The organism is Hydrogenophaga sp. GW456-12-10-14-TSB4, from assembly GCF_059424305.1.
The window spans coordinates 43447-66968 of the sequence record NZ_JBWKZH010000022.1 but is presented as its reverse complement, the minus strand read 5'-3'; the positions used below and the strand labels follow the sequence as shown (position 1 = coordinate 66968).

At 56.9% G+C, this 23522-nt stretch carries 18 protein-coding genes; 4 read left to right on the top strand and 14 right to left on the bottom strand.

Annotated features, from left to right (window positions below):
* Nucleotides 1-5: 5 nt before the first annotated feature.
* The 4 genes from AC07ZS_RS13000 to AC07ZS_RS12985 all read right to left on the bottom strand — a co-directional run bounded on the left by AC07ZS_RS13000 (nucleotide 6) and on the right by AC07ZS_RS12985 (nucleotide 5032).
* Nucleotides 6-1280, bottom strand: a complete 1275-nt coding sequence (locus tag AC07ZS_RS13000; RefSeq protein ID WP_382160186.1) for a TolC family protein — start codon at nucleotides 1278-1280, stop codon at nucleotides 6-8.
* 238 nt (nucleotides 1281-1518) lie between these two features.
* Nucleotides 1519-1971, bottom strand: a complete 453-nt coding sequence (locus tag AC07ZS_RS12995) for a CzcE family metal-binding protein (protein WP_382160184.1) — start codon at nucleotides 1969-1971, stop codon at nucleotides 1519-1521.
* A gap of 278 nt (nucleotides 1972-2249) precedes the next feature.
* Entirely contained in the window at nucleotides 2250-4322 is a 2073-nt protein-coding gene (locus AC07ZS_RS12990; RefSeq protein WP_494798972.1) for a methyltransferase domain-containing protein, read from the bottom strand.
* A gap of 35 nt (nucleotides 4323-4357) precedes the next feature.
* A complete protein-coding gene (locus AC07ZS_RS12985; protein ID WP_382160181.1) occupies nucleotides 4358-5032 on the bottom strand; it encodes a YkgJ family cysteine cluster protein in 675 nt (224 codons plus the stop codon).
* 557 nt (nucleotides 5033-5589) lie between these two features.
* On the opposite strand from AC07ZS_RS12985, the gene AC07ZS_RS12980 reads away from it, so the two are divergent.
* Nucleotides 5590-6342: a TorF family putative porin gene (locus AC07ZS_RS12980; RefSeq protein ID WP_382160179.1), complete on the top strand. Its 753-nt coding sequence runs from the start codon at nucleotides 5590-5592 to the stop codon at nucleotides 6340-6342.
* A gap of 159 nt (nucleotides 6343-6501) precedes the next feature.
* Here AC07ZS_RS12980 and AC07ZS_RS12975 read toward each other — a convergent pair whose 3' ends face one another.
* The gene (locus AC07ZS_RS12975) at nucleotides 6502-7557 is read right to left on the bottom strand and encodes a porin (RefSeq protein WP_382160176.1); all 1056 of its coding nucleotides are present in this window, start codon (nucleotides 7555-7557) and stop codon (nucleotides 6502-6504) included.
* A gap of 333 nt (nucleotides 7558-7890) precedes the next feature.
* Between AC07ZS_RS12975 and AC07ZS_RS12970 the strand changes: the two genes are divergently transcribed.
* Nucleotides 7891-10365, top strand: a complete 2475-nt coding sequence (locus tag AC07ZS_RS12970; protein WP_382160173.1) for a heavy metal translocating P-type ATPase — start codon at nucleotides 7891-7893, stop codon at nucleotides 10363-10365.
* Nucleotides 10366-10468: 103 nt separating this feature from the next.
* Here the strand turns inward: AC07ZS_RS12970 and AC07ZS_RS12965 are convergent, their stop codons facing one another.
* From AC07ZS_RS12965 to AC07ZS_RS12950, 4 genes are all read right to left on the bottom strand, one after another.
* Nucleotides 10469-10813 carry a CzcE family metal-binding protein gene (locus AC07ZS_RS12965; protein ID WP_382160171.1) on the bottom strand — a complete coding sequence of 115 codons (345 nt, stop codon included), beginning with the start codon at nucleotides 10811-10813 and terminating at the stop codon, nucleotides 10469-10471.
* Nucleotides 10814-11038: 225 nt separating this feature from the next.
* The gene (locus tag AC07ZS_RS12960) at nucleotides 11039-12373 is read right to left on the bottom strand and encodes a heavy metal sensor histidine kinase (RefSeq protein WP_382160168.1); all 1335 of its coding nucleotides are present in this window, start codon (nucleotides 12371-12373) and stop codon (nucleotides 11039-11041) included.
* Entirely contained in the window at nucleotides 12370-13056 is a 687-nt protein-coding gene (locus tag AC07ZS_RS12955) for a heavy metal response regulator transcription factor (protein WP_204735777.1), read from the bottom strand. Before AC07ZS_RS12955 ends, AC07ZS_RS12960 begins: the two co-directional genes overlap by 4 nt.
* Before the next feature lie 461 nt (nucleotides 13057-13517).
* Nucleotides 13518-14507 (bottom strand): porin, encoded by a 990-nt coding sequence (locus tag AC07ZS_RS12950; protein WP_382160162.1) that lies wholly within the window; start codon nucleotides 14505-14507, stop codon nucleotides 13518-13520.
* Nucleotides 14508-15122: 615 nt separating this feature from the next.
* Here AC07ZS_RS12950 and AC07ZS_RS12945 point away from each other — a divergent pair.
* Complete coding sequence (locus tag AC07ZS_RS12945) at nucleotides 15123-16475, top strand: SEL1-like repeat protein (RefSeq protein ID WP_444562652.1); 1353 nt, start codon at nucleotides 15123-15125, stop codon at nucleotides 16473-16475.
* Nucleotides 16476-16602: 127 nt separating this feature from the next.
* Complete coding sequence (locus tag AC07ZS_RS12940) at nucleotides 16603-16887, top strand: CopK family periplasmic copper-binding protein (RefSeq protein ID WP_204735774.1); 285 nt, start codon at nucleotides 16603-16605, stop codon at nucleotides 16885-16887.
* An 11-nt stretch (nucleotides 16888-16898) separates the two neighbouring features.
* Here AC07ZS_RS12940 and AC07ZS_RS12935 read toward each other — a convergent pair whose 3' ends face one another.
* The 5 genes from AC07ZS_RS12935 to AC07ZS_RS12915 all read right to left on the bottom strand — a co-directional run bounded on the left by AC07ZS_RS12935 (nucleotide 16899) and on the right by AC07ZS_RS12915 (nucleotide 23507).
* Nucleotides 16899-18269 (bottom strand): heavy metal sensor histidine kinase, encoded by a 1371-nt coding sequence (locus AC07ZS_RS12935; protein WP_494798971.1) that lies wholly within the window; start codon nucleotides 18267-18269, stop codon nucleotides 16899-16901.
* A 15-nt stretch (nucleotides 18270-18284) separates the two neighbouring features.
* The gene (locus AC07ZS_RS12930; RefSeq protein WP_382160150.1) at nucleotides 18285-18965 is read right to left on the bottom strand and encodes a heavy metal response regulator transcription factor; all 681 of its coding nucleotides are present in this window, start codon (nucleotides 18963-18965) and stop codon (nucleotides 18285-18287) included.
* A gap of 317 nt (nucleotides 18966-19282) precedes the next feature.
* A complete protein-coding gene (locus AC07ZS_RS12925; RefSeq protein WP_204735771.1) occupies nucleotides 19283-19627 on the bottom strand; it encodes a CzcE family metal-binding protein in 345 nt (114 codons plus the stop codon).
* A 244-nt stretch (nucleotides 19628-19871) separates the two neighbouring features.
* A complete protein-coding gene (locus AC07ZS_RS12920; protein ID WP_444691221.1) occupies nucleotides 19872-20906 on the bottom strand; it encodes a porin in 1035 nt (344 codons plus the stop codon).
* 561 nt (nucleotides 20907-21467) lie between these two features.
* Nucleotides 21468-23507: an LTA synthase family protein gene (locus tag AC07ZS_RS12915; protein ID WP_382160138.1), complete on the bottom strand. Its 2040-nt coding sequence runs from the start codon at nucleotides 23505-23507 to the stop codon at nucleotides 21468-21470.
* Nucleotides 23508-23522: the final 15 nt, after the last annotated feature.

Genomic DNA, 23522 nt, shown 5'->3' with positions numbered 1-23522 from the left:
CAGATTCAGTTGAGAGTGTTGTTTCCAAGGAGCCGAGCGACATCTGCTGCCGCTCGATGAGATTCGCCTAGCGAGCGCAGGTACTGGGACCGAGCCTGTAGCAAAGTCCGTTGTGCATCGAGAACGTCGAGGTATTCGAACTTTCCGAGCTCAAAACCTTGCGCGGCGGCGTTGAAGGCGAGCTGTGCACTGGGAAGGATTTCCGCACTGACGGCGGCCACCTCTTGTGAGGCGATTTCCATTCGCTGCCTTGCAATCGCGAGATCCGCTCGCAACCGCAACTCAAGTGCCCTCGCGTCATCTTCCGACTTGTCCCTCAGTCGGAGCGACTGGATGATGTTTCCGCGATTGGTGTCGAACACGGGCAGTGGAATCGAAACTCCAACGATGGCCGTCGAGCGACCGTCCTGCTGAGAACGCTGCATGCCGAGGCTTACGGCTATGTCTGGCTTCCTCTTTGCCTGTTCAAGGTCCGCAAGTGCTGACAGTCGGCTGGTCTCAAGTCGAGCTTGTCGCATAGTCGGTGAGTTCTCCACGCGAGCCTGCAGAACGTCGATTGGGGGGAGGGTCGGAAGAAGCAAAGCGTTTCCGTCCAACGTGTCGAAAGGCACCCCACCAGCCAGCAGCGCACGCAACTCTTGAAGCTGCGCTGCCAGCTCACCCTGCGCCTGGACAAGCTCGAGACGTACGTTAGCCTCGGCGACCTTCGAGCGCGTCTCCTCCAGAGGAGACACCTTCCCAGCCTGGACGCGCTTGGACGCAGCCTGGCTGCCAGCGCGAGCGATGTTCAGAGACTCTTGCGCCAACCTCACACGCTCCTGCGATAGAAGCGCAGATAGAAATGCGGCCGTGACGTCTGCCTTCAATTGAGCCTCAGTCGCCTCGCTCTTAACGCGAATTACTTCCAGTGCGCGCTCCGCCGCAGCAACTCTCGCTGAGCGTTTTCCTCCAAGCTCCAAAGGCTGGCTCAAGGTAACTGTTGTGCTACGCATACCGGAGCGGAGGTCTTCCACTTCCAGGTCAAGCGACGGGTTTTGATAGACCCCCGCCTGCGTGAGCGCGCCTTGAGCAGCATCTATCTCACGTCTGGCAGCGGATAGCGTAGGGCTGTTTTCGATTGCGGCCTGCAGTGCCGCACCCAAAGTCAGCGGCTGACTTGCTTGCGTGGGGGACGCTAATCCTACTGATGGGGCACTAATGGGAGCGACTTGCTGCGCGTTCGCTCCAAATCCAACGAGCAGCGCAAGCCCCAGGGCAAGCGACATGGGTTTCCTGGTCATTTGGCATCTCCCGTTGACCTAAATATCAATGAACGAATCGAGGCAGCACGGCAGTGCTCTGCCATTTTCACAAGCGAGTGACGCAAAGACGTGGTGGCCATCAGATGGAATCTCGGTCCTGATGCTCAATTGGCTTAAAGCTGCTCAAGCGGTGGGGTACCGCCTCTTCGGAGCAAGTTTTATTCGACAAGCTCAGCCTTGAAATGGTCTGAGCACGGCGCTTGGCCAAGAGGATCTGTTACCGGCGATAAAGCTGGTTTCTAGCCACGTAAACGCGGTAGTCCTTGGCAACGAAACCCGACGGAGCAAACTGCTTCAGGTTCCAAGACCGACCATCAAGGCCGTTGAAGGTCCAAGCAAACGTCTTCCCGCCTGCTCCCTGAAACAAGATGGTTTCGCCATATGTGACACTGGCGGACTTGGTGGACATCACATCTACCACGCGTGCGTTCTTTGCTTCCACAGCAAGTTGTCCATAAGGGGACTCGCCACTACGAAGCGTGTCTGCCGAAGCAGCAGATGTCAGAAGAGCAGACGATGCAAGGGTTAACGCCGTAAGCACGGCTTGAAGTGTTTTCATCGGGGCCTTAGAGTCGGTCGGAAAGGAGCCAAAGTTCTCTTTTTGGCACTGACAGAACTGTAGAACTGCCATCTCCACAGTTCGAAAACCGGTAAATGACAAATCAGTCATATTGGGTGTGCAGTGGCGACAGAAGAGCTCGAGACTCCTCAGGTGCCGCTATGAAACTGCTACCCCAAGATGCAATCACAGAGGCATGTGAGCAGGCCTCCTCTTCCTCTTGACGGCCTTGCTAGCTGCTAGCTATTGCTCTCTTTGAGCAGCGGCAACTGGCTCATGCTCTGATTCCCCAGTGGCTTGCAAGCTAGTCAAAGATTGGATGTCAAGTGCAGCAAAGCTCACACGACAGCAGTCGCGGCGGATTGACCGAATACCCATGGTCCACCCAGTTATGCGCGTCGCTTCTGCACCCAGAACTGATACATCCCAACAAAGGTTTGGGGATTTTCTGTTTCGAATTGGTGCCACATTCCCAGGTCGTGAACAGAATCATCATCAGGAAACCGTGCTTGGAATTTTCGAAGCACCTCTGGCTCAACATGCAAGCCTACGAGGTCGAGCGACAGCTCATTCAGCAGCGCATCTATAGCGAGTAAGTTTGTGCGGTGCTCTTGCGCATGGAATAGCAAGTCGCGACATGCACTCAAGCCGTAGAAGTCGCCGAACGCGGTGAGGTGACTCAGCGCCTCCGGACAATTTGCCCCCATGATTGCCGCGCGACAGTCTCGAATACCTTGTGGAGTAGCGGGATAGCCACGATGAGCGATGAATTGCCGCGCGGCGACTACCGGAGCGCGCGCAGCTTCGCTGTACAGGCCGAGCAACATGAGTCCGCCTGGTCGTAGCACTTGGAGTAGTGCTCGCCATCCAGCCGCTGGGTCAACCAAATGATGCAGCACACCCACGGACTCGATGAGGTCGAAGTGCCGGTTGAGCGACGATAGTTGCAGAACGTCGGCTTGGGCGTACTCGACGTTACATTGACCGAGCTCATGAGACTTGCGCATCGCATAGGCGAGGCTGCTTGCACTCAAATCAATCGCAAGCACTCGCGAGTCGCTATATGCACTTGCGCTCTCAGCTGAGTGACGACCGCTTCCGCATCCCGCAATAAGAACGTCGACAGTACCGACTCTGCCAATTGGTTGAAAACGCGCGTGCGGAATCTGCATGCGCAGCCGGTCTTCCAGCGCGAGTGGGGCGGGAAACAAGGAGGAGCGGACCCAGCGCGGGTAAGGGTTCTCTTCGTACTGTTGCTGAACCCTGCTCGACGAGTCTTGGTCTATCGCTGTTATCTTTGGAAGGACGGAGCGCCAATTGAGCTCCTGCCTCACTTCATCAATTTGCTGACGTATCACCGAACGCAGCGAATCAGACCAGGCATGTTCCCTCAGAGCGTTTACAAATGGCAGATTGCACAGAGGTAGATAGCTAGCAAGCGCGAGCATGACTTGTGGCAACGGCATTCGACCCGATTCGATAGCGAGACTCGCACGCTTCAGTAGCTCTTCGACCTTCTCGCTTTCTTCTGGGTGCACGAGCCAAGAGTATTCGTTCACAAAGCACTGCTGTGCTAGGGCGGAACGCAAGCTCAGCAGCTCATCATCTTCCACATCGAACCTCAGAGCGTCATCCAGAAGCGTCTCGCGGACCGCTGTCAACAAGCGCTCGAGCTCGACATCGCAAATCGTCGCGCTCTCAAGCAACGCAAGAAGAAGTCTGTTTTCGCACCAGTCGGCAAGCAATCTCTCTCGCCCAACTCCTTTCGACAATGCTTCTTGGAATCCTGCTTCGCACTTTAGGAAGGCGATGGCGGCGGGCGCGAGCTCTTCAGGCCGGCGCCAGGCTTCAGCGATTGCGCGCGTGAGCAGGGGGCGCAAGTGGCTCACGCCTGGCGAGACGCGTAGGCGCTGCAAGCACTCGGCGAGGCCAATCTTCACTTCTGTCGCCTCACGAATGGCCAGTGCCTCCTGGTAGCTGGACAAGGCCTGAAGCGGCTGACCCAAGCGGTTAAGCACAACGCCCAGGTTGCAATGTGCTTCGACGAATCCAGACGCAGAGGCGATTGCTTGACGGTAGTGCGAGGCAGCCTGCTCATGCTGGGCTTGCCTCATATGAATAAGCCCGAGGTAGTAGTGCGCTTCAGGAAACTGCGGGCGCGCCAGTGCAGCTTTCCGGAAGAGATCCAGAGCATCCCAGAAATTTCCGCTTTCACAAGCCAAGACGCCCAGCAAGTACAGCGCATCCGGCTGCGTCGCATCTGAACGAAGAACTGTTCGACACAGATTCGCCGCCTCGGTTGCTTGGCCCGACTCGAAGAAGCTCCATGCCACGTTAAGCGCATCGACTGGGCTGGTCGCTTCACCCGCCGCCAACGGGGTCGAACTACGCGTCATGCAGCAATGCTTGTACTTCTTCCCGCTGTAGCATGGACATGGCTCGTTACGCCCAACTGCGCTCACAGCTCCCCTCTACATAAGAAGACTGGCGTCATGAATTAGTCGTCCGCAGCCATTAGCGGAAAGACAACCTCACCCTTGAACCAACGTTCCTCGCAGGTTGGGTCAGTAAGCGCCATGAGTAGCGCCTCGCTCAGCTCGTGGATGGAGAGGGGACTCTTGGCCTTTGAATAGGCCTCTCGAACGCCACTGACGAGCGCCAATGACTTCAGCGCCAACTCGCCGTCCTCTAGCGCGCTGATTCCTGGTCGCTTGCACTCCTCAACATCTAAGGACAGGTACTTCCTGCAAGTCGACGGTCTGTCTTTGTAGAAGGAGCAACGGTCGTCATTCAGCAATGGGCAGTTCATCCAGTGCTGCGCTCTAGGGACTCCTTGTGACCTTTGAACATGAAGACGAAGCCGTTCAGTCACCAGGTTTAGTTGGTCGCCTGGCAGCGCCCGCAGCCTTCGAGCCAGAACAAACACCTCGGGCGGGAAGACCTCAATGCGGAAGTTGCAGCAATGCGAGCACCCCGGTTTGCAGTCGAAGCGCACATCGGGTCTTGCTTGGACCCTTGTCACCAGTTCGTCTATCTGTCGATGCAAGTTGTGAATCGCATGGATGGCGAACGTCTTGTTTTTGTTTGCCGAAAGCATCTGGCGGTAAGTCTTCTGCTGCCTTTCGGCGATGGCTCTGACTTCGGCTTGACGCTCCTGGGAAAGAAACTCCACGGATAGTTGTCCTGGGAATGAGGGCGCGGCCTCTAACCGCATTCGAGAACAAAGCCATCGACCTGGCATCACAGTGGACATGGGCCGAGTGATCGTCTGCAGACTTGGCGGTCCGTCGGATCGCTACGCGGTTGCCAGCGGGAGCCGTCATCTGTTGGACTTAATTTAGAGAGCGCACCGACACAAACCGACATCCGAGCGATGACAAATGCGTCACTTTTTGCTTATGTGTCGGAAGAGCAAAGTCGCGTTCAGCCTAGCTCTGACCGGAGGAATCGGTTCGTGCCAGCAGTGGGCGCCCGGGTTGAACTGAGAAGCAGCCAAACATGCAATGGGGAGTTGCACGAGGGCAGTTGCTTTCAAGTTGCTGAATTGCGCTTGAAGCGCCAAATTCACTAGCGTTTCAATGAATGCCCCGAAGTTTTCTCTTGGTGAAACGCTATGCCATAGCAAGCTGTCTACGTCGAGTCCCGTGCCCTCATTGCCTGCAATTGAGGGTGGGGGTCAAAAGCTCCGACTCGGCTTTTATCTGTTCATCACCACTTGAAAGCTCACTCATGAAAACAATCATCTCCCCCAAGACCCTGGCCGTCCTCACATTGGCAGCGCTTCCCATGCTCGCCAGCGCCCAACTGAGCGCGAACGTCAGTCTCGTCACCAACTACAAGACTCGCGGCCAAGACCAGGATGTGCGAGAAGGACAGCTGCGGCCTGCGCTGCAAGGCGGTTTCGACTACTCCCACGCAAGCGGCTTCTATGCTGGAAACTGGAACTCGACCGTCAACTTCCAGACGAGTGCCACGGGCCCGACCGCGAATCTGGAAAGCGATCTCTACGCTGGCTACATCTTTGCAACCGGCGAGCTCAGCTGGGACGCCGGTGTTCTGCGCTATCACTACACGGGCGCAAGCGCTGTAAACACAACTGAGCTGTACCTCGGTGTGGGTTGGGGTCCTCTGAGCGCCAAGTACTACCATACCGTATCTGACGACTACTTCAACGCTGCGGGCTCCGCGCTCGGGTCGGGTTTGAAGGGCAAAGGCACTGGGTATCTGAACGTGGCTTACGCTCAAGAGATCCATCCCAAGTGGACCTTGAAGGCATCGCTGGGCTACACCTCGTACAGCAGCGACATTACCCTGCCCAACTATGTCGACTACAGCGTTGGCGCTGTCTATGACCTTGGCGATGGCTTCTCAGTGTCAGGCGCCATGGTCGGTGCAACCAAGAAGAACTCATTCCTCGGAAAGGCAGATGGAAAATCTGTGAACGCAAACACGCTGGTCATGATGTTCACGAAGAAGATGTAACTTTCAGGAGTTGATTGCGCGTTAGTAGGCCGCAACCAAACCTTAACGGAATCCCCAACGAAAAAAGGCCCAAGAACCGCAAAGCACTTGGGCCAATTCCACGGGGAGCACTTTATACGCCGCAGCACAGACACCACATCCGTGCTGCGGCTCTTTTTGTCAGAACGAGTGACGCACGCCGATGGAGTATCCGGTTGCGCTGTCGCCGGCGACGATGAGCGGAGACGCCAGGGAAGACGAGGAGACTGCGAAGCCGCGATTCGCGTTGCTGTCGTTGCTCACTCGTGCGAGCAGGCCGTAGACCACAGTGCGCTTGGACAGCTTGTGGATGTAGCCGAGACCCAACTTCGAGGAATCGGCCTCGACCTGGTTGCGGGTGCTGAAGCGTGTATAGCCGACACGGAACTCACCCGCCTGTCCGACGGGGGCCGACGCGCCCAAGGTATACGCATTGACACCGCGCCCGGCGCCACGTTCGGTCGCAATCAGCACCATCGGCTTCACGAATCCGAGGTCGTACGAAGCGCCCAAGTTGACCGCTTTGTAGGTCACTTCCTGGATAGCAGTGCCACCCTTCAACTGTGCATAGCCCAACGCGATGTCGAGCGGGTTCGATTGATATCCCACGCGTGCGGAGACGAAATTGCCTCGGCTGTTGTTCGGCTCGCTGCTGGCTCGCTCGCCGAAGCCGTATTGCACCTGGCCGTGGAAGCCACCCATCTTGGGCGTCAGATACGAGACGATATTGCTTGCGCGCTTGGAGTGGCTACCCTCTTGCGTGCCAGCGGCGACCGTTGCGTTGCCGAGCATGTTGTTAGCGCCGTTTCCAGCCACTCCAATGTCGCCGAACGGGTCAAAGGTCTCTACGTTCAGATAGGACGCGAGCTTGTCCCGGCCAAGTCGAACCTCGCCAAACCCGCCAATCAAGCCAACAGTGGAGCGACGGTCAAAGCGAAATGTTGTACCGCCGTTGTCAACGGCAACGCTGCCTTCAAGCCAGAAGCTGGCCTTGAGACCTCCGCCGAGGTCTTCCAGTCCACGAAAACCCAGACGGCTGCTAGATTGTTCACCACTGGAGAGTCCCGTGACGCTCACGCTGTCGCTGGACAGTCGTGTCACAGATGCGTCGACAACACCGAAGAGAGTGGTGCTGCTTTGCGCAGACGCCCCTGCTGTGGTCGCGAGAATCGAAAGGGCGATGAGAGAGTGTTTCATGTCGTCTATTGCTGTGCAGTTGAGTTGGACCGTGTTCCGATGCGACCTACATCGCAAGGACTCGGTGGAACGACAACCCAAGTCGGGCTGACGCAAATGATTAGACCGACGCAATGTGACAAAACGAGGACGAAAACACCTCTGGCGAGCTCTGCACCATGGATAAAAATTATCTAACGTGAATGTGACTTGAACATGACTTTTGCGATATGTTTTCGGTGCGCGTGTCAGCCGTTCAAGAATCAAGCGTTCACGAGCTTCTTCGCACACCTTCTGCGAGCAAAGTTCAGCTCTTTTCTCTTCAACTCAGTCGTATAGAGCGACCATCACGTCATGTCTGAAAAGCTTCGCCTCGACCTCCCTGTTCTTCTGCCGAGCATTCCTGGCGAAGCAGATGCCTGCGTTGAGCGGCTGCAACAGTTGCTTCGCAATCGGCCAGGCGTTGACGAAGTGCATGTGCGGCCTGGCGCAGCAGAAAAGCCACCGCAGCTATGCATTCACTATGACCCCGACCAGCTGTCGTTAACGCGTATTCGTGAAGTTGCGAAAGCAGCAGGCGCAGAAATCTCTAGCCGCTTCGGCCACCTGCAGTGGCAACTTGACGGGGTTAACCATCAAAGGAAGGCCGGGTCCGTGGCCGACCGTCTGCAGAAGATTGAGGGGGTTCTTGAAGCTAACACCAATGCTTCAGGGCTCCTGCACATCGAGTTCGACCGCGAGAAGACTTCGGAAGAAGCAATACGTGCCGAACTCTCAAGCCTTGGAACGAATCCGCGCGAGGCGGAGGAAGACCATAGCGCGCATAGCCACGACCACGGTGACCACAAACATGCTTCCGGCGGCCACGAAGGGCACCAGCATGGTGGCGTGTTCGGCGCGAACAGCGAAATGATCTTCGCGCTGATCTGCGGAGCGCTGCTCGGTGCGGGAGCCGCCACGGAGAAGCTAATCACGGGCGTGCCATCCTGGCTTCCACTTGCTTGTTACGTCGCTGCGTACTTCTTTGGCGGCTTCTATACGTTGCGAGAAGCCATCGATAACCTTCGACGTAAGCGATTCGAGATTGACACCCTGATGTTGGTCGCAGCTGCCGGCGCAGCTGCTCTCGGGTCATGGGCAGAGGGCGCGCTTCTTCTGTTTCTGTTCAGCCTGGGCCACGCACTTGAAAGCTATGCCATGGGTCGGGCAAAGCGCGCCATTGAGGCACTGGCAGAACTAGCGCCAGACACGGCCACCGTTCGCCGCGATGGGCAGACATCTGAGATTGCGGTGGAAGAACTCGTGGTCGGTGACGTCGTTTTGGTGAGGCCAAATGAGCGCCTTCCCGCCGATGGATTTATTCTGGTTGGCACAACAAGCATCAACCAGGCGCCTGTCACTGGCGAGAGCATGCCTGTCGACAAGCGGCCGGTCGATGATGCGGCCCTCGCTCGCTCGAGACCCGATGCCATCGAAGCAGCCTCTCGCGTTTTCTCGGGCACCATCAACGGGGCACATGCCATCGAAATTGAGGTGACGCGACGCTCCACCGATTCGACCCTGGCCCGAGTGGTCAAGATGGTCAGCGAAGCAGAGACGCGCAAGTCTCCAACGCAGCGATTCACGGACCAGTTCGAACGCATTTTTGTGCCCGCTGTTCTGTTGCTGGCGTTCCTACTCTTGTTTGCTTGGGTAGTCGTGGACGAGCCGTTCCGCGATAGCTTTTATCGCGCCATGGCGGTTCTTGTGGCTGCCAGCCCGTGTGCCTTGGCCATTGCGACGCCCAGCGCGGTTCTTTCAGGTATTGCTCGCGCAGCACGAGGCGGCGTTCTGATAAAGGGTGGCGCTCCTCTTGAAGAGCTCGGCTCCCTCAACGCAATGGCATTTGACAAGACCGGCACACTGACAGAAGGCCGACCGCGAATCACCGATGTGGTGACAGCGGAAGGTGTCACCGATACGGAACTGCTCGCTGTAGCGGTTGCAGTCGAGTCCTTGAGCGACCACCCGCTTGCTGCTGCGATAGCGAAGGATGGTCGTGAACGCTTGGGGCAGCAACCCATCCCAAACGCAAGCAATCTCGAGAACTTGATTGGACGCGGGGTGACTGCCACTGTGGGCGGGGAGACAGTCTGGATTGGCAAGGCAGAACTCTTTGGAAGCGATGGCATTGCCCCCCTGGGTGCTTCGGCCGCGTCAGCAATTGAAAGTCTGCGTGAAGCAGGCCGCACATCTATGGTTGTGCGCAAGGGTGAGCGAGATCTCGGCGCCATCGGACTTCTTGATACCCCACGCGAAGGCGCACGTGATGCACTGAAGCAGCTTCGAGAGCTCGGCATCACCCGCATGATTATGATTTCCGGGGACCACAAGAAGGTGGCAGAAGCAGTTGCCAGTGAGGTAGGTCTCGATGAGGCCTGGGGTGACTTAATGCCCGAGGACAAGGTCGAAGCGATTCGCAAGCTTCGCGAGGAAACGAAGGTGGCAATGGTGGGTGATGGCGTCAATGACGCGCCCGCTATGGCCAACGCGACGGTCGGCATCGCCATGGGTGCTGCAGGCTCAGATGTGGCGCTGGAGACAGCTGACGTGGCGCTAATGGCCGACGACTTGAGAAACCTTCCTTTCGCCGTAGGCTTAAGCCGTCACACGCGCTCGGTGATTCGTCAGAACGTCTTCGTGAGTCTTGGGATCGTGGCGGTTTTGGTCCCCGCGACCATCATGGGTCTTGGCATTGGAGCAGCCGTTGCCGTTCATGAGGGTTCGACGCTCTTGGTCGTCTTCAACGCACTGCGCCTTCTGGCATACAAGGGCGGCGACAAAAAGTAAAACGGGCCACACACCATACGGGTGTAGCCCGTGTACTCCAAGCGCCTGTCGTGGCAATCCCCGTCCCGGCAGCGCGGAGTCGCCTACTACGAGCGATGAAGGCTCAGCTGCGATACAGCGGATTACGACTCACGAAGACTCGGAACTGCTTGTCGGAGAAGCCGGCCGGGGCAATCTTGGCAAGGTCCCAGGAACGACCACCAACACCATTGAACGTCCAGGTGAACTGGTTGCCTCCATTGCCGCGAAAGACGACTGTCTCACCATAGGAGACGTTCGCGTAGCTGGACGCACTCAGGTCGATGACACGTGCCGATGCCGTGGAAGGAGCGGGTTGGCCAATCAGCGCCTGCTCTTTGCTGGAAATGTCTGCAGCGGAAGCGCTGGCCAGGGTGGCTGCAATGGAGACCGCGAAGGCAGCTTGTCGGAAGGTATGGATTTTGGACATGTAGGACCTCATAAGTGATTTAGAAAGCCTCTCGTGTGAGGCAGCAGCTGCCGTTTCGGCACTGAGAAACACTGTATGAGTTGGTCCTCAACAACATGAAGTCATCAAAATGACAAATTTGTCATATTCGAAAGCTATGCTGAAGCGTGAGTGCGCGGCCGACTGCCTGCCCAGCAAAGGCGCTCGTTAAATTGCCCGCACTGATGTGGCAGAGGGGTTGTCGACCTACTTATTGAACCGCTTCAGACGGATGCCCACGCTGGTCATTCCGTTGCTCGATGTAGCCATGGTCGTGCCGCCATGCATACGCGCAATGGCCGCAACAATTGAGAGACCGAGGCCGTGATTCTTGCTAGCTCCGCTGCGTGATGCGTCGGCTCGAAAGAACCGGTCAAACATCCTAGAGAGGGTATGGGTGTCAACCGGGGCTCCGCGATTTTCGACAAGAACCATCACCTGCTCGAAAGCATCGGGTTCAATGCTCACCACTATGCTCGTGCCCTTTGTGGCGTAGCGAGTGGCATTGCTAACCAGGTTGGAGAACGCGCGCTGCAACAGCTGCAGGTCGAACTCGCCATCAACGTCGCCCTTCACCTCGAGGGTTAGTCCAGCATCATCGAGGGTAGCTTCGTGGTACTCGGCAACGCGCCGTACGACTGCCGCGAGGCTTGGAGTTGATGTGCGACGCGCAGCCGCCCCCCTGTCTGCTTGTGAGAGAAACAGCATGTCGTGCACTATTCCAGCGATGCGCTGCAGATCCTCCAGATTCGAACCGAGCAACTCACGCATCTCGTCCAGACTCTTGGATGAGTTCATCGCCAGTTCAGCACCGCTCATCAACGTCGTCAGCGGTGTCAACAACTCGTGGGCGACGTCAGCGTTGAAGCCCTCCATTTGTTCGTAAGACTGGTCGAGACGGGCCAACAAATCGTTGAATTGCGCAATCAACGGAGCGAGCTCGTCGGGCTGTCGTGAACCATCCAGTCGGATGTGCAGCGTCCCTGCTGTAAGCACTTTCACCTGTGCCGAGAGCTCGCGCAAAGGCCGCAATCCAAGCCACACCAGGAGAAATCCGCCGGAGGAAATCAACAGTACTCCTCCCACTGCCGCCCCAAAGAGAATCCAGGCGATGCGTCGCAACACCAGCGAATCGCCACCTACATCCAGCGACAACTCCGTGCGAAGCATTTGCTGACCAGGCCTCGGGGAGTCGAGGTTGAACTGAATCGTTCGTCGGGCATGCCCCGACGGTGGCAGCAGTTTCTGGTGAAAAATTGCTCCATCTGTCTGTGCTACAGAAAGCCCAAGTTGGGGATGGCCAACCATGAAGTCGTCGAGCTCATGCTTGAGCTTGACTTCATTGCCGTTGCGCGCGGCCTCGGAGGCAAGATATGTCAGCAGCGCCCGCTTCTGGTCCAACTCCTCAAGCTGCCGCGCCTTAAACGCGTAGTGTGTGGCTCCGTACACCGTTGCACACACGATTAGCAGCCCACCCAAGCTTTGCCACGCAAGCCAGGCCGACAGCCGTCGTCCTAGCGAATTTGCGCTATTCCGATTCATTCTTGTCGGGGTTCCAGGATGTAGCCAACGCCGCGAACCGTGTGAATCAACGGGCTGTCAAACGGCACATCCACTTTGGTGCGCAAGCGTCGGACTGCAGCGTCCACCACATTTGTGTTGCTGTCGAAGTTCATGTCCCACACTTGCGAGGCAATTTCGGTTCTCGAAAGTACTTGGCCCTGTCGTCGCAGGAGCAAGGAAAGAAGGCTGAACTCTTGAGATGTCAGGAGAATCCTTTGCCCTCGGCGAGACACCTTGCGACCGACCAGGTCAACCTCTAGGTCAGCCACACTAAGCACCGTGGGCTGCTCAGCTCCCGCTCCAGTCTGTTCTCGTCTCAGCAATGCCTGAACCCGGGCAACGAGTTCAGAAAACGCAAACGGCTTGACCATGTAGTCATCTGCACCTGTGTTCAGGCCGCGCACTCGGTCTTCTACCTTTATTCTCGCAGTCAGCATCAAGACCCTCGTGCGCTTGGTCTGACGCAACGCGGCCAACAAGCCAAGCCCGTCGATGCCGGGAAGCATGCCGTCTAGCACGATAAGGTCGTAGTCGGACTCCATTGCGAGATGCAAGCCATCGATGCCATTGTGAGCAAGGTCCACCACGAAACCAGCTTCCTGGAGGCCTTTCCGAAGGTACTCCGCTAGTTTCACTTCATCCTCAATCACCAACAACTTCATGTGCCTCGAGTCCAAAAAACGGTGGTCGTGGGTAGCGTGCTCCGCGATTGCTTGGTAGAGGCCTGCTGGTGCGGCTCCTTAACACCGCTCTTCAAGAGGCACCTCCACCTGAAGTGGCCAAGAGCGAGCGCTGTTGGAGAGAAGGTCGATTCGCGCATCGATGTCATGTCTTCGCGCCAGACGCGAGAGGCAAAACCACCTGGCTCTTGCGGGCCGACGCCTTCAGATGAGACATGAGGAAGTGTACCGAAGCGGGCGTCACGTGACACCTGTGCTGGCAAACGCCCAATGGACTTCACGTCACTGTTCAACATGGCGATGCTATTCTTTTGTGGAATCCCACACGCGGCTTTTGGCTGTGGGCCAAAAGACAAAGGGCCTCGCATCCCTTGACGGAACCCGAGGCCTCTTTCTGCGTAAGCTAACTCTCGGGCAGCGAGGCTGCCGAGAGCAAGAGTAGCTTAGAAGTTGTGGCGAATACCCACGGCAACGGAGCTGAAATCGACACCAGCAGTGCCGGTCATATAGGTCGCGTTGGTGCTGTTGTTCACGCGGGTGTAGTAACCATAGACCTTCGTGCGCTTGCTCAGGTTGTAGTTGTAGCCAAGTGTGTATTGCGTGGCGTCGCTGTCGGCGATGTTTTCGTATTCGCCCGCACGGCCCACGTTCACGTGAAACTCCGATGCGCCGACGCTGTAGGCCGCGGCCAAGCGCAGATTGTTGCGCGTTCCAGCTCCGGTAGCCAGCAGCTGGTTTGCGTCCTTGTTGCGCTGATAGTAGCCACCAACGGTAAATTGACCGAAGGAGTACAAAGCACGCAAGGAGAACTGCTTGTTGCTGTCAATGGCGCTGTAGCCTGCGCCAAGGTCCAGTGCGCCCATGGCGTAGTTGGCAGCAAAGTCATAGCCGTTCTTGCCGCCGGTACCGGGTGCTTGCTCATGCAGCACAACAGAACCTTCCGCAGTGAAGCCACCGATGTTGGGGGTGCGGTAGGCAATCTTGTTGCCAGTGCCAGGACCGCCGAACCACACCGGGTCGTAGTACAGGGCGTCAGACGAGGACCCCGTGTCGTGGTTGTGCATGCTGACATAGTCGGCAGACGCGTAGTACGAGGCCGGGAAGAAGTTGCCCAGGCGAACGGTACCGAATCCGCCCGAAAGGTTTACTTCGCTGTGGCGACCGAAAAGCGCACCACTGCCGACGCCGGTGTCCGACTGGAAACCGCTTTCCAGCTGGAAGCCAGCGGTCAGACCACCGCCGAGATCCTCAACACCCTTGAAGCCAAAGCGGGAGTTGTTGTTGGCCATAACCGTGGTCTTCACGCCACCCATATCTTGGCGTTCCACCGTGGTATTCACACGGCCGTACAGCGTCACGCTGCTTTGGGCAAAGGCGGCAGTGGACCCGAGGAGGGCGAGCACGGCCAGTGCCAAACGATTCGTCTTGTTCATGAGATTTCCTTTACGCTGATAGCTCTGTTCAGAGACTAGTTTGAGGGGACGAATCGCACCTCGCATGTTGGCCAAAATGTCTTTGAAGACAAACAACCAGAAATGATGGCTGTCTGACCAAGCACATGACGACGGTGCGTACCCGTGACTATGCTCACGTCTACGCATGAACGCTCCCCCTGCGGCTGGTTTCGGAAATTTCGCTAGTGATTTGCCTGAAAACATGCAAAATCCGTTGCTCTCGTCGCACGCACCAACCCAGCCCATCCTTCGGGCGTTGTGTTTTTCCGTCACTACGTACGGGAAGTCAAATTCGTGAAAATAACAATTTGGTGACGACATCGTCATCAGAGCGAAAGCTCGTGGAAACCAGCATCTCGATAGATTCCTCGACAGGTTTCAATCGAAGTTCTGGAAAACATGCGGCGTCAAGACGTTCAACTGCTGGCCCTTGCGAGACAAGGCGACTTGGATGCGTTATGCGAGGTTGGGCAACGCTACTTGCAGGGTGTGCAGGGCTTTCCACAGTACACCGACCTAGGCCTCAAATACCTATCCCACCCAGCGCTTTCCGCTTCAGAGCGCTCCGCCAGAATCATTGCGGAAAGCCTTTCGTTGAGCGACCTCGTCCGACGCGACCTCGTCCCAATGCTGGTTGCCGCAGCAAGTGCAGGTTCGTCAGCTGCTTGCCTCAAGCTCGGGGTATGGCGTGGTTTGATGCAACTGAACGAAGAGCTTGCTCTTGAGCTGTGGGAGCGAGCTGAAGCCTTGGGGAGTGCGACAGCCTCAGACGCTCTAAGTGCTTACAAGAGCTCCGAGGAAAGCCGTCTCTTGTCGGCCTTGAAAACTCTTGTCGAGGAGCCCGACGTCGCGGCCGAAGGCACTGTTGAACACGCGCTCTCCGAGGCCACACAATCTGCAAACTCTGCACTCGTCATTCGACTGCTCAAGTTCGCAATTGCGCTGCCTTTGGAGCGAGGCTCAGAGCTGTGCGATGCCGTTTGCGGCGCCCTTGTCTTCCTGCAAAGCGTTCAGGTGTCTCTTCCCGAACTTGACAGTACGACGCTACATGCCATTCTGGAGGACTGTGTCGCCCGAAGGAACGCCGAGGCAGCGTTGCTTTTGGGTCGCGCATTTTGCGGCATAGACACCGCATTTGCGCGCTCCGAGAGTCTTGTGCCAAGGCGAAATCTTCGAGGGGGTACCGCGCTACTACTTCGTGCGGCGGACGCAGGTCTGAGTGAGGCCTGGCTGCTCCTTTACCGAGTTCACTCCGACGGCCACGGCTCCGTGGCAAATCCTCAGGCAGCGCTCTTCTTTCTCGAGAAAGCTGCAGCCAGTGGCAACGCCAATGCGCAACGGCAGCTCGGCGCCATGATTCTCAAATCAGCTGCAGGAATCGCAGAGCAGGAACTTGGGCTTCACTGGATGTCTCAAGCTGCAGCCCAAGATGACGCCATTGCGAAAAGCCTGCTGCAGTCGTTCGTTCTTCCCGTGCAAGGAACCGACGACGACGCTCTACATGTCATTGAGGAACTGGAAAAAATCGACCCTTGGGTCGCACATCGTTTGCGCGTCTCGAGGCATTTTGGATTGACCAAAGCAGAAGCGACGTGCGTAGACGTTGTGTCCGGCGTAAGGTCTTGGGGACTGGTTGTATCAAGCGGAGCTGCAGACCGCAACCAGAGAAACAGGTTTGGCCGGGCCATACCGGCGCTAAAGGGTCAATTTGTCGACTGCTTACGAGAGTCTGCCGAGTTCTTCCGACTCGCAGGTGAGGGCCCCATGCTGTCCAACGCCGAGCAGCGACAGCGGTCGCAGAAGCTTCGATACCGACTTGACCGCAGCGGGGTGGATGAATCCATGTTTTTCGCACAAGTCCCTACATCGACTCTCACTTCACTGCGACAGGGATCAAGCTGGGCGCAAGGGGTACGACACACCTTGCGAACCGCTGTTGCCGACTGAACGCGCTGTCCTGACAAAAAAGTAATGCTCAGGCAGCGCTTTCGTCACGGCCATCTAGTTAGCTTAGACGGGTACGCAGGTACTCCGAAGCAATCGTGCTGTTCGGACAATCAAAGAAGGAACACGTATGAAAACGAAACTTGCCCTCGCGGCTCTTGCTCTTGCCTCTACCTCCGTCTTCGCCGGACACGCCGCCGTCGAAGCTGCCAAGGAAATCATCCCACTCAAGGACGGAGGCAATCTCTATATCTTTCCTGACGGAAAGATGGGCAAGGAGAGCCGGGTAGGTACCTCCGTGTATTTGAAGAAGGGCGAAGTTCTGGAGGCCGCAAATGGTCGCTCAATCCCTGTCACGAGCAACGAAGTGGCCCGCATGGACTATCTTCTGAGCAAAGACCACAGCAACAACTGAATCGAGTTCACCTAGTGCGACGGGGACACCACCTTCTCAAACTCGAGGACAAAGGTGTTGGCCCCTGCTAGGGAGCTCAGCTTGACTTGACCGTGGTGGGCTCTCATGATGGCTTTGGTGATGGCAAGGCCTAGGCCAAGACCTCCCGCATCTTTTACGCTCGGCGAAGAGAGTCGTACAAAGCGGTCAAACAGCGATGCTTGAGAGGCAACGGGAATCTCCTCTCCTCTGTTGGTAATCGCCAGACTGACTTTGCCTTCAGCTGTGTTGATGCTGATTTCGATGGTGGATGCGGGTTGCGCATACTTCACAGCATTTGACAGAAGATTGCTGATTGCTCGACGAATCATCAGACGGTCACCATGGACCCGAGCGGAGCCCCTGACTGCAAAGTTCAGCGCCTTTTCGCTTGCCGTAACGTCATAGAAATCAACCAACGATTGAGACTCTACATCGAGCTTGACGAGTTGAACCGATGGCAGAGCGTGCATGTTCTCCGTTCGCGCCAGGAAGAGCATGTCAGAGATGGTTCGCGCTTGGTCTTGCAGTTCTTCCGATATCGTCTCAATCGTGCTCCGATACTCGTCACTGGTTCGTGATTGAGCCAATGTGACTTGGGCGACGGTCAGAAGGTTGCTGACTGGCGTTCGCATCTCATGCGCCAGATTTGCCGAGAACGCGCTCAAGCGGTCAAAGTCGCTTTGGAGGCGATCCAACAAGCCATTCAGTGAGTTAGCAAGTTCGCGCATCTCCTTTGGCCAGCTCTGTGCCGAGATGCGCTCCGATAGCCTATTGGCGTTTATTTGCTCGGCTCTTGCTCTCATCGTGGTAAGCGGCTGTAGGCCGCCTCGGCTCGCTAGCCAGCCTAGCATCGCGCCTACTATTACCGCGAAGCACACATACCCCAAAGTCTTCATGGACAACACGTCAAGAAAGTCTGTGTGCTGGCGCGTGTCCACTGCGGCAATCACAGTGAGCTTCTTTGATACGTCCCCGCCCAGACTGACCTCAAAGCGCTTGGCATGAAAGCTGTGAGCTGTTCTTCGCCAGTCTTTGGCCTCCCCGGCACCGGAGAACTCTTCTGCAAGGCCTGCTGGCAATTGCAAATCTCGATGTTCAAATAGGTCGCCAGTGTCGCTGAGAACCTTGACGTAGAGCCCAGCATGCCCGGGCATGCTTGTCGCAAGCCACCCCCTCAGCTCATCCTCCGACCGGCTGTTTCGCGCCGCTTCTGCGACGAGCTGAACTTTGCCCTGCAACAGCAGCTCGTCCAGCTCATGGAACCGGCTGCTTGTTTCTCGAAAGACCAGCCACGAGAATCCTGCCAGGACTACCGTCAGCACGCAGGCGAAGAGAATCGTCAATCGGGCAGTTAACGACATAGCTCTCAAACACCCTCAGGGCTCTGGTTCGTCGAGCACGTAGCCCATGCCACGCACTGTTCTAAGCAGCTTGGCATCGAACGCGTCATCGATCTTTGACCGCAGTCGCCCGACCGCGACGACAATGACATTGCTCTCACTGTCGAAGTTGATGTCCCACATCAGCGAAGCTATCAAGGTGCGTGGGAGAACCTCCCCTCGGCGCCGCATGAAGAGCTCGAGTAGTCCGAATTCCTTCGCGGTCAGGTCAAGGCGGCGACCCGCCCTGCTAGCCCTTCGTCGCACGAGGTCTAGCTGTAAATCGGCCACCTGGAGCGTTGTGGGCTCCTGCGACTGGGTACCTCTGCGCAGCACCGTCTTTATGCGCGCGAGAAGCTCGGAGAACGAAAAAGGCTTGATAAGGTAGTCATCTGCTCCCAATTCAAGGCCTTTGACGCGGTCTTCAATACTGTCTCTAGCCGTGAGGTACAGAACCGGCAGATGAGGCTTCTTTCTCCTCAATGAGCGAAGCACCGACCATCCGTCAATTCCAGGCAAATTCACATCCAGCAGCACCAGATCGTAGTCACCCTCCGTAGCTTCGTGCAAACCGTCAACACCATCCCGCATCAACTCGGTGTAGTACCCCGCTTCTCTCAGACCTTGCTTGAGGTACTCGCCCGTTTGGGCTTCGTCTTCCACGATAAGAATTTTCATACGGCGACCGTCTCTAAGGGTCAGCAGTTTGGCACGTGAAGTTCTTCGATCTGGAATGTGACGAACATGTAATTCGGCTGACAGAGGACTGTTGCACTCCGGGGCTAAATGGCATCCTTTCGACAAGGAGTCCAGCCCGGACCCGTAGGGTGTTGCGCTTTAGACGATAAAGCCCCTGTAGGGCCCACGTCCAGAACGGAGCCTGTGAAAGGCGGTGATTGGTCGCGCTCAAGCAACCTTCACCGCCTCCCATGTCTCTGTGGTGCGGACATGAACCTGAGCTACTGGCCCACAAGCCAGGTACTGGTAGTCACGAATCAACGGCGATACAACGGATTCTTGGTCACGTAGACACGATAGTCTTTGCTCGTAAACCCGGCAGGCGCGAACTGGGCGAGATCCCAGGAGCGACCATCCAAACCATTGAAGGTCCACGAAAACTTCTTACCGCCCGCCCCTACAAAAGAGACAGTTTCCCCGTACTTGACGTTGGCAAACTTAGTTGACTCAACGTCCACGATTCTTGAGCCGGCATCCGCGCCGGCCGACTGGCCTTGGACCGACTGACCATTACGGAACGTTTCAGCCGCAGACACTGCCCCCAAGGTGCTGGTGAATGCGACTGCAATTGCTGCGATACGGAGTGTTGAAAGTGCTTTCATTTGGAACCTCATTGTTGAATGGAACGGGCCCTTGAGCGAGGCAGGGTTGCCCTCAAGAACCGACACCAACTTTAGAAATCAGGCGCCTACAACATTGAGATTGAAGAATGACAAATCCGTCATGTTGCTCAGGGGAAAGGCGAGTTCATCACTACACGCACGAAAAAAAGCACACGGACGTGTCATACCGGCCAATCCGCGTGCGAGAAGAACCCGAGGTCACCCGGAGAACCGGGGTACCAGCTTAGAAGGTGTGGCGCAGGCCCACCTCGAAGCCGGAGGAGTTTTCACCCCCCAGCATGCCGGCGGGAGGCGTTCCGAGGACAGAACTGCGAGCGGCGCCGTCGTTGCTGATTCGGCTATATGTGGTGTAGAGTGCCGTACGCTTCGACAGGTCGTGCACATAGCCGATTGCCAGACGACTGCTGTCGTCGCCGTCTGCATAGCCAGAGCCCACTGGACCACCCGAGCGATTGGCGCGTGTGTAGCCAACGCGGATGGTGCCGGTGGCAACAGGAACGCTGGCGCCGATGGAGATGTCCTGCGTCTTGCGGCCACCCCAGGTCTTCACGTCATACAGCGTGTGCAACGTTGCAAAACCAAACATGTAGTTGAACTTGACGTTGTAGTGTTTGAAGTCAGAAGGCGTTCCGACATCGGTGACACCGTATGCCACACCAACGTCCATCGCCGAGTTCTTGTATCCGAGCCCACCGCCCGTATAGCGGTTGCCCGCAATTCCTTCGCTTGGTGCGACTTGAATCTGGCCATACACGCCACCCATAGCGGGCAGCAGGTAGCTAATTGCATTGTCCGCACGGAGAACCGTGCTGGCCACGCTGCCCAGGTTCGAGCCAGCTCCATAGAGGAAGATGCCGCGTGAGCCAATACCCACGATTCCAAATTCGTCGCCCAGGCCGTTCATGAAAGTGGGGGTGTAGTCGCGACCCAGTCGGACTTCACCGAATCCACCGCTCAGACTCACCGTCGAACGGCGGCCAAAGAACTTTGCGGGGTCCGCTGTACCCGTGTCCACGGCGAACTGTGATTCGAGGTGGAAGCTGGCTCTCAGACCGCCACCGAGGTCCTCCACGCCGCGCAGACCCCAGCGACTGGTCATGTTGTCGCCAGAAGCAAGTTGAGTTTGCGATCCGGCAGATCCGTTCTTCACCGAACGCACCGCAGCGTCGACAACGCCAAACAGCGTCACAGAAGATTGGGCGCTTGCGACAGTAGACATGGCTGCCAGCGCAGCGAGCGTCAGCATTTTCCTGTTCATATTGATTGCTCCTAGTTTAGGTTTGGTACGCACCTCCAACTGCTCTCGTCGCAGCCACTGGCTGCAAGAAAACTTGGTGCGATACGTAGGCTATGGGCACAAAAGGAATGAAGCATGTCGGCCCCGAGTTGCAGAAAAAATCGCAAGTGATTTCTCCTACAGGAGGCGCCATCTGTATGCTGGCGTCCACGGGCTCGCCGCACTCGCGCTCATCACAGCCAAGAAATCTATGCACGAGATTGCAGTGCTCTAGCCCTAACAAAAGTCAAGGCGGCACACGTTCTAGAGGCAGAGAGTTCTGTGGCGGACCGGAGCAATTAGCTGTGTGCAGCTCACGCTAAAGGCTCGCGCATGAAAGAGAAGCGCCTTAGGCATCGCGTCGGAGAACGGGCGCGAACCCCTGAGGAGAACAATGGCCGGTACGCCCGAGGCGCTTCAGGTTGTACTACTTATAGTCAATGCGGTCCATGAGTGACGCCCAGTGCGCCATATCGTGCTTTGCGAACAACGCCTGAAGCTCCCCGCAGAGTCAGCGTACCCGCGAGACATCTCCATCTCGGCTCAGCGATGCCATTGACGTTGATATGCCCATTGGGCGTATCGAGCATGCGCTTGTGCGGTCTCCACCAGTCCTGGGTCGCCTTCTGGCAAATCACTCAACACCCCTTTGGCGTAGCGCATGACCCTGGCCGGACGGTCTGGCTGCAAAACTGCCAGGCGGTCGCCCTCCATGTATGCCTGAATCTTGTCGAACTGCAGAATGGCTCGACCCACTCGCGCGCGTTGAGCTGGGTCACTCATATCCCGGCCCATCCAGGGACTCTCCCCGCTCAGACCCATCAACGATACCAGGGTAGGTGCAAGGTCTATCTGACTTGCGATGGACGCGATGCGTTCCGGCGAGCGAATCGCGCCTCCAAGAATGAGACCTGGGATGTGAAAGCGTTCGACTGGTATCACGGATGGTCCATACACTCTAGAGTTGTGGTCAGCCACCACGAGGAAAAGTGTGTTTTGCCAGTACTCAGAAGACTTGGCCTTCTCGAAGAAGCGTCCAAGTGCATGGTCCGCATACTTCACAGCGTTGTTGACCGTGCTTCTTGGTTCCTCATACAAGTCGAAGTTGCCGTCCGGAAACTCGAATGGCGAGTGATTTGAGGAGCTGAGCACCAGACCGAAGAATGGCTTGTCCTTAGGCTGCTGAGTAAATTGCCGGTGAGCGAGTTCGAAAAGGTCACCATCGGATGCGCCCCAAGTACCTATGAACGCGCTCTTCGGCATGTCCTTTTGCTCTACTACACGGTCAAAGCCGTTGCCCATGAAGTAGCTTCGCATATTGTCAAAATGCGACTCGCCACCGTAGAAGAACGTCGACGTGTAGCCATGCGGCTTCAAGAATCCGGCGAGGGTAAAGAAGTCACGTTGGGACTTTGCCAACTTCACGGTGCTTACCGCAGCCGTCGGTGGGAAGCCAGCCACCACTGCTTCAATCCCCCGCACTGAGCGAGTTCCTGTTGCGTAAAGGTTTTCAAACCAAATGCCCTCATCCGCTAGGCGGTCAAGGTTGGGAGTGAGGGGAAGACCTCCAAGCCTCCCCACGAACTCGCCACCGAGGCTCTCCTCCAGGATAAGCACAAGGTTTAGCGGCCGCTCTCGCGGCTGCAAGCTCGCTATCTGATGGCGCAACGGCACCGAAGGGTCTCGAAATGCAGTCGAGGGAAGGCCTGTTTCACGGCGAACGATTTCTATGACCTTTGACTCGGGAATCTCCGCGTACGTGATGCCACCTTCTTCAGCCTTTCTTGACTGATAAATCGCATAGCTGACTGTGTAGAGGGAGCTCAGTGGAAGCTCGTTGACCAGGTGGTCGGTCGTCACTGCAGCACTCGCCGGGTTGGCCGCTCGGTGGCCAAGGGCTCCCCGAGCGCTTACCGCCAACACTGCAAAGAGCAGGACCGAGAGCAACGGCGCTTGCCATAGGCGCAGCTGAGCGGAGGCACGTATGGGTTTGCTCATCCGCCAGTAAACCAATGCCAGAAGGGGGAGAAGGACTGCGGTGAAAAGCAGATGTGGCCAATAGTCCTTTAACAGCGTGCCACCCACTTCCTTTCCATAGGCGAGGTACTCGACAAAGAGGTAGTTGGGGCGGCTGTCGTACTGACCAATGAAGGCTGGTGTGGCCAGTTCCATGAAAGCCACCAGCAGCACCGCCACTCCGCCGTAGTAGCGCAGGAAGGCCGACCACCAAACACGGCTGCCGCGATACAGCGCCATCCAAGGTGTTGCAGTTGCGGGAAAAACCCAAACCATGCCAACAAGAACTAGGTCGAATCTAAGTCCCTCAAGCAGGAGGTGCCTCCACGCGTCAGCCTCCGAAATCCGACTCGCCTGCCAGAAAGACATGGCGAAACGGGATACCCACAGCAAGGCCAGCATGCATGCCATGGGAATGAGTAATGGTCGTAACACGACCATGAGGCGTTGCAAAGTTGAATGTGCTTCCAACTCGCGATGGCTCGTCAGAGCACTCCCAAGCCGGCGGCTAGAAGCGGCACTTGTCTTCAATTTTGATTGAAATTTCTTCGAATTCCAAAGCGGCATGCTGGTCTCATCGCA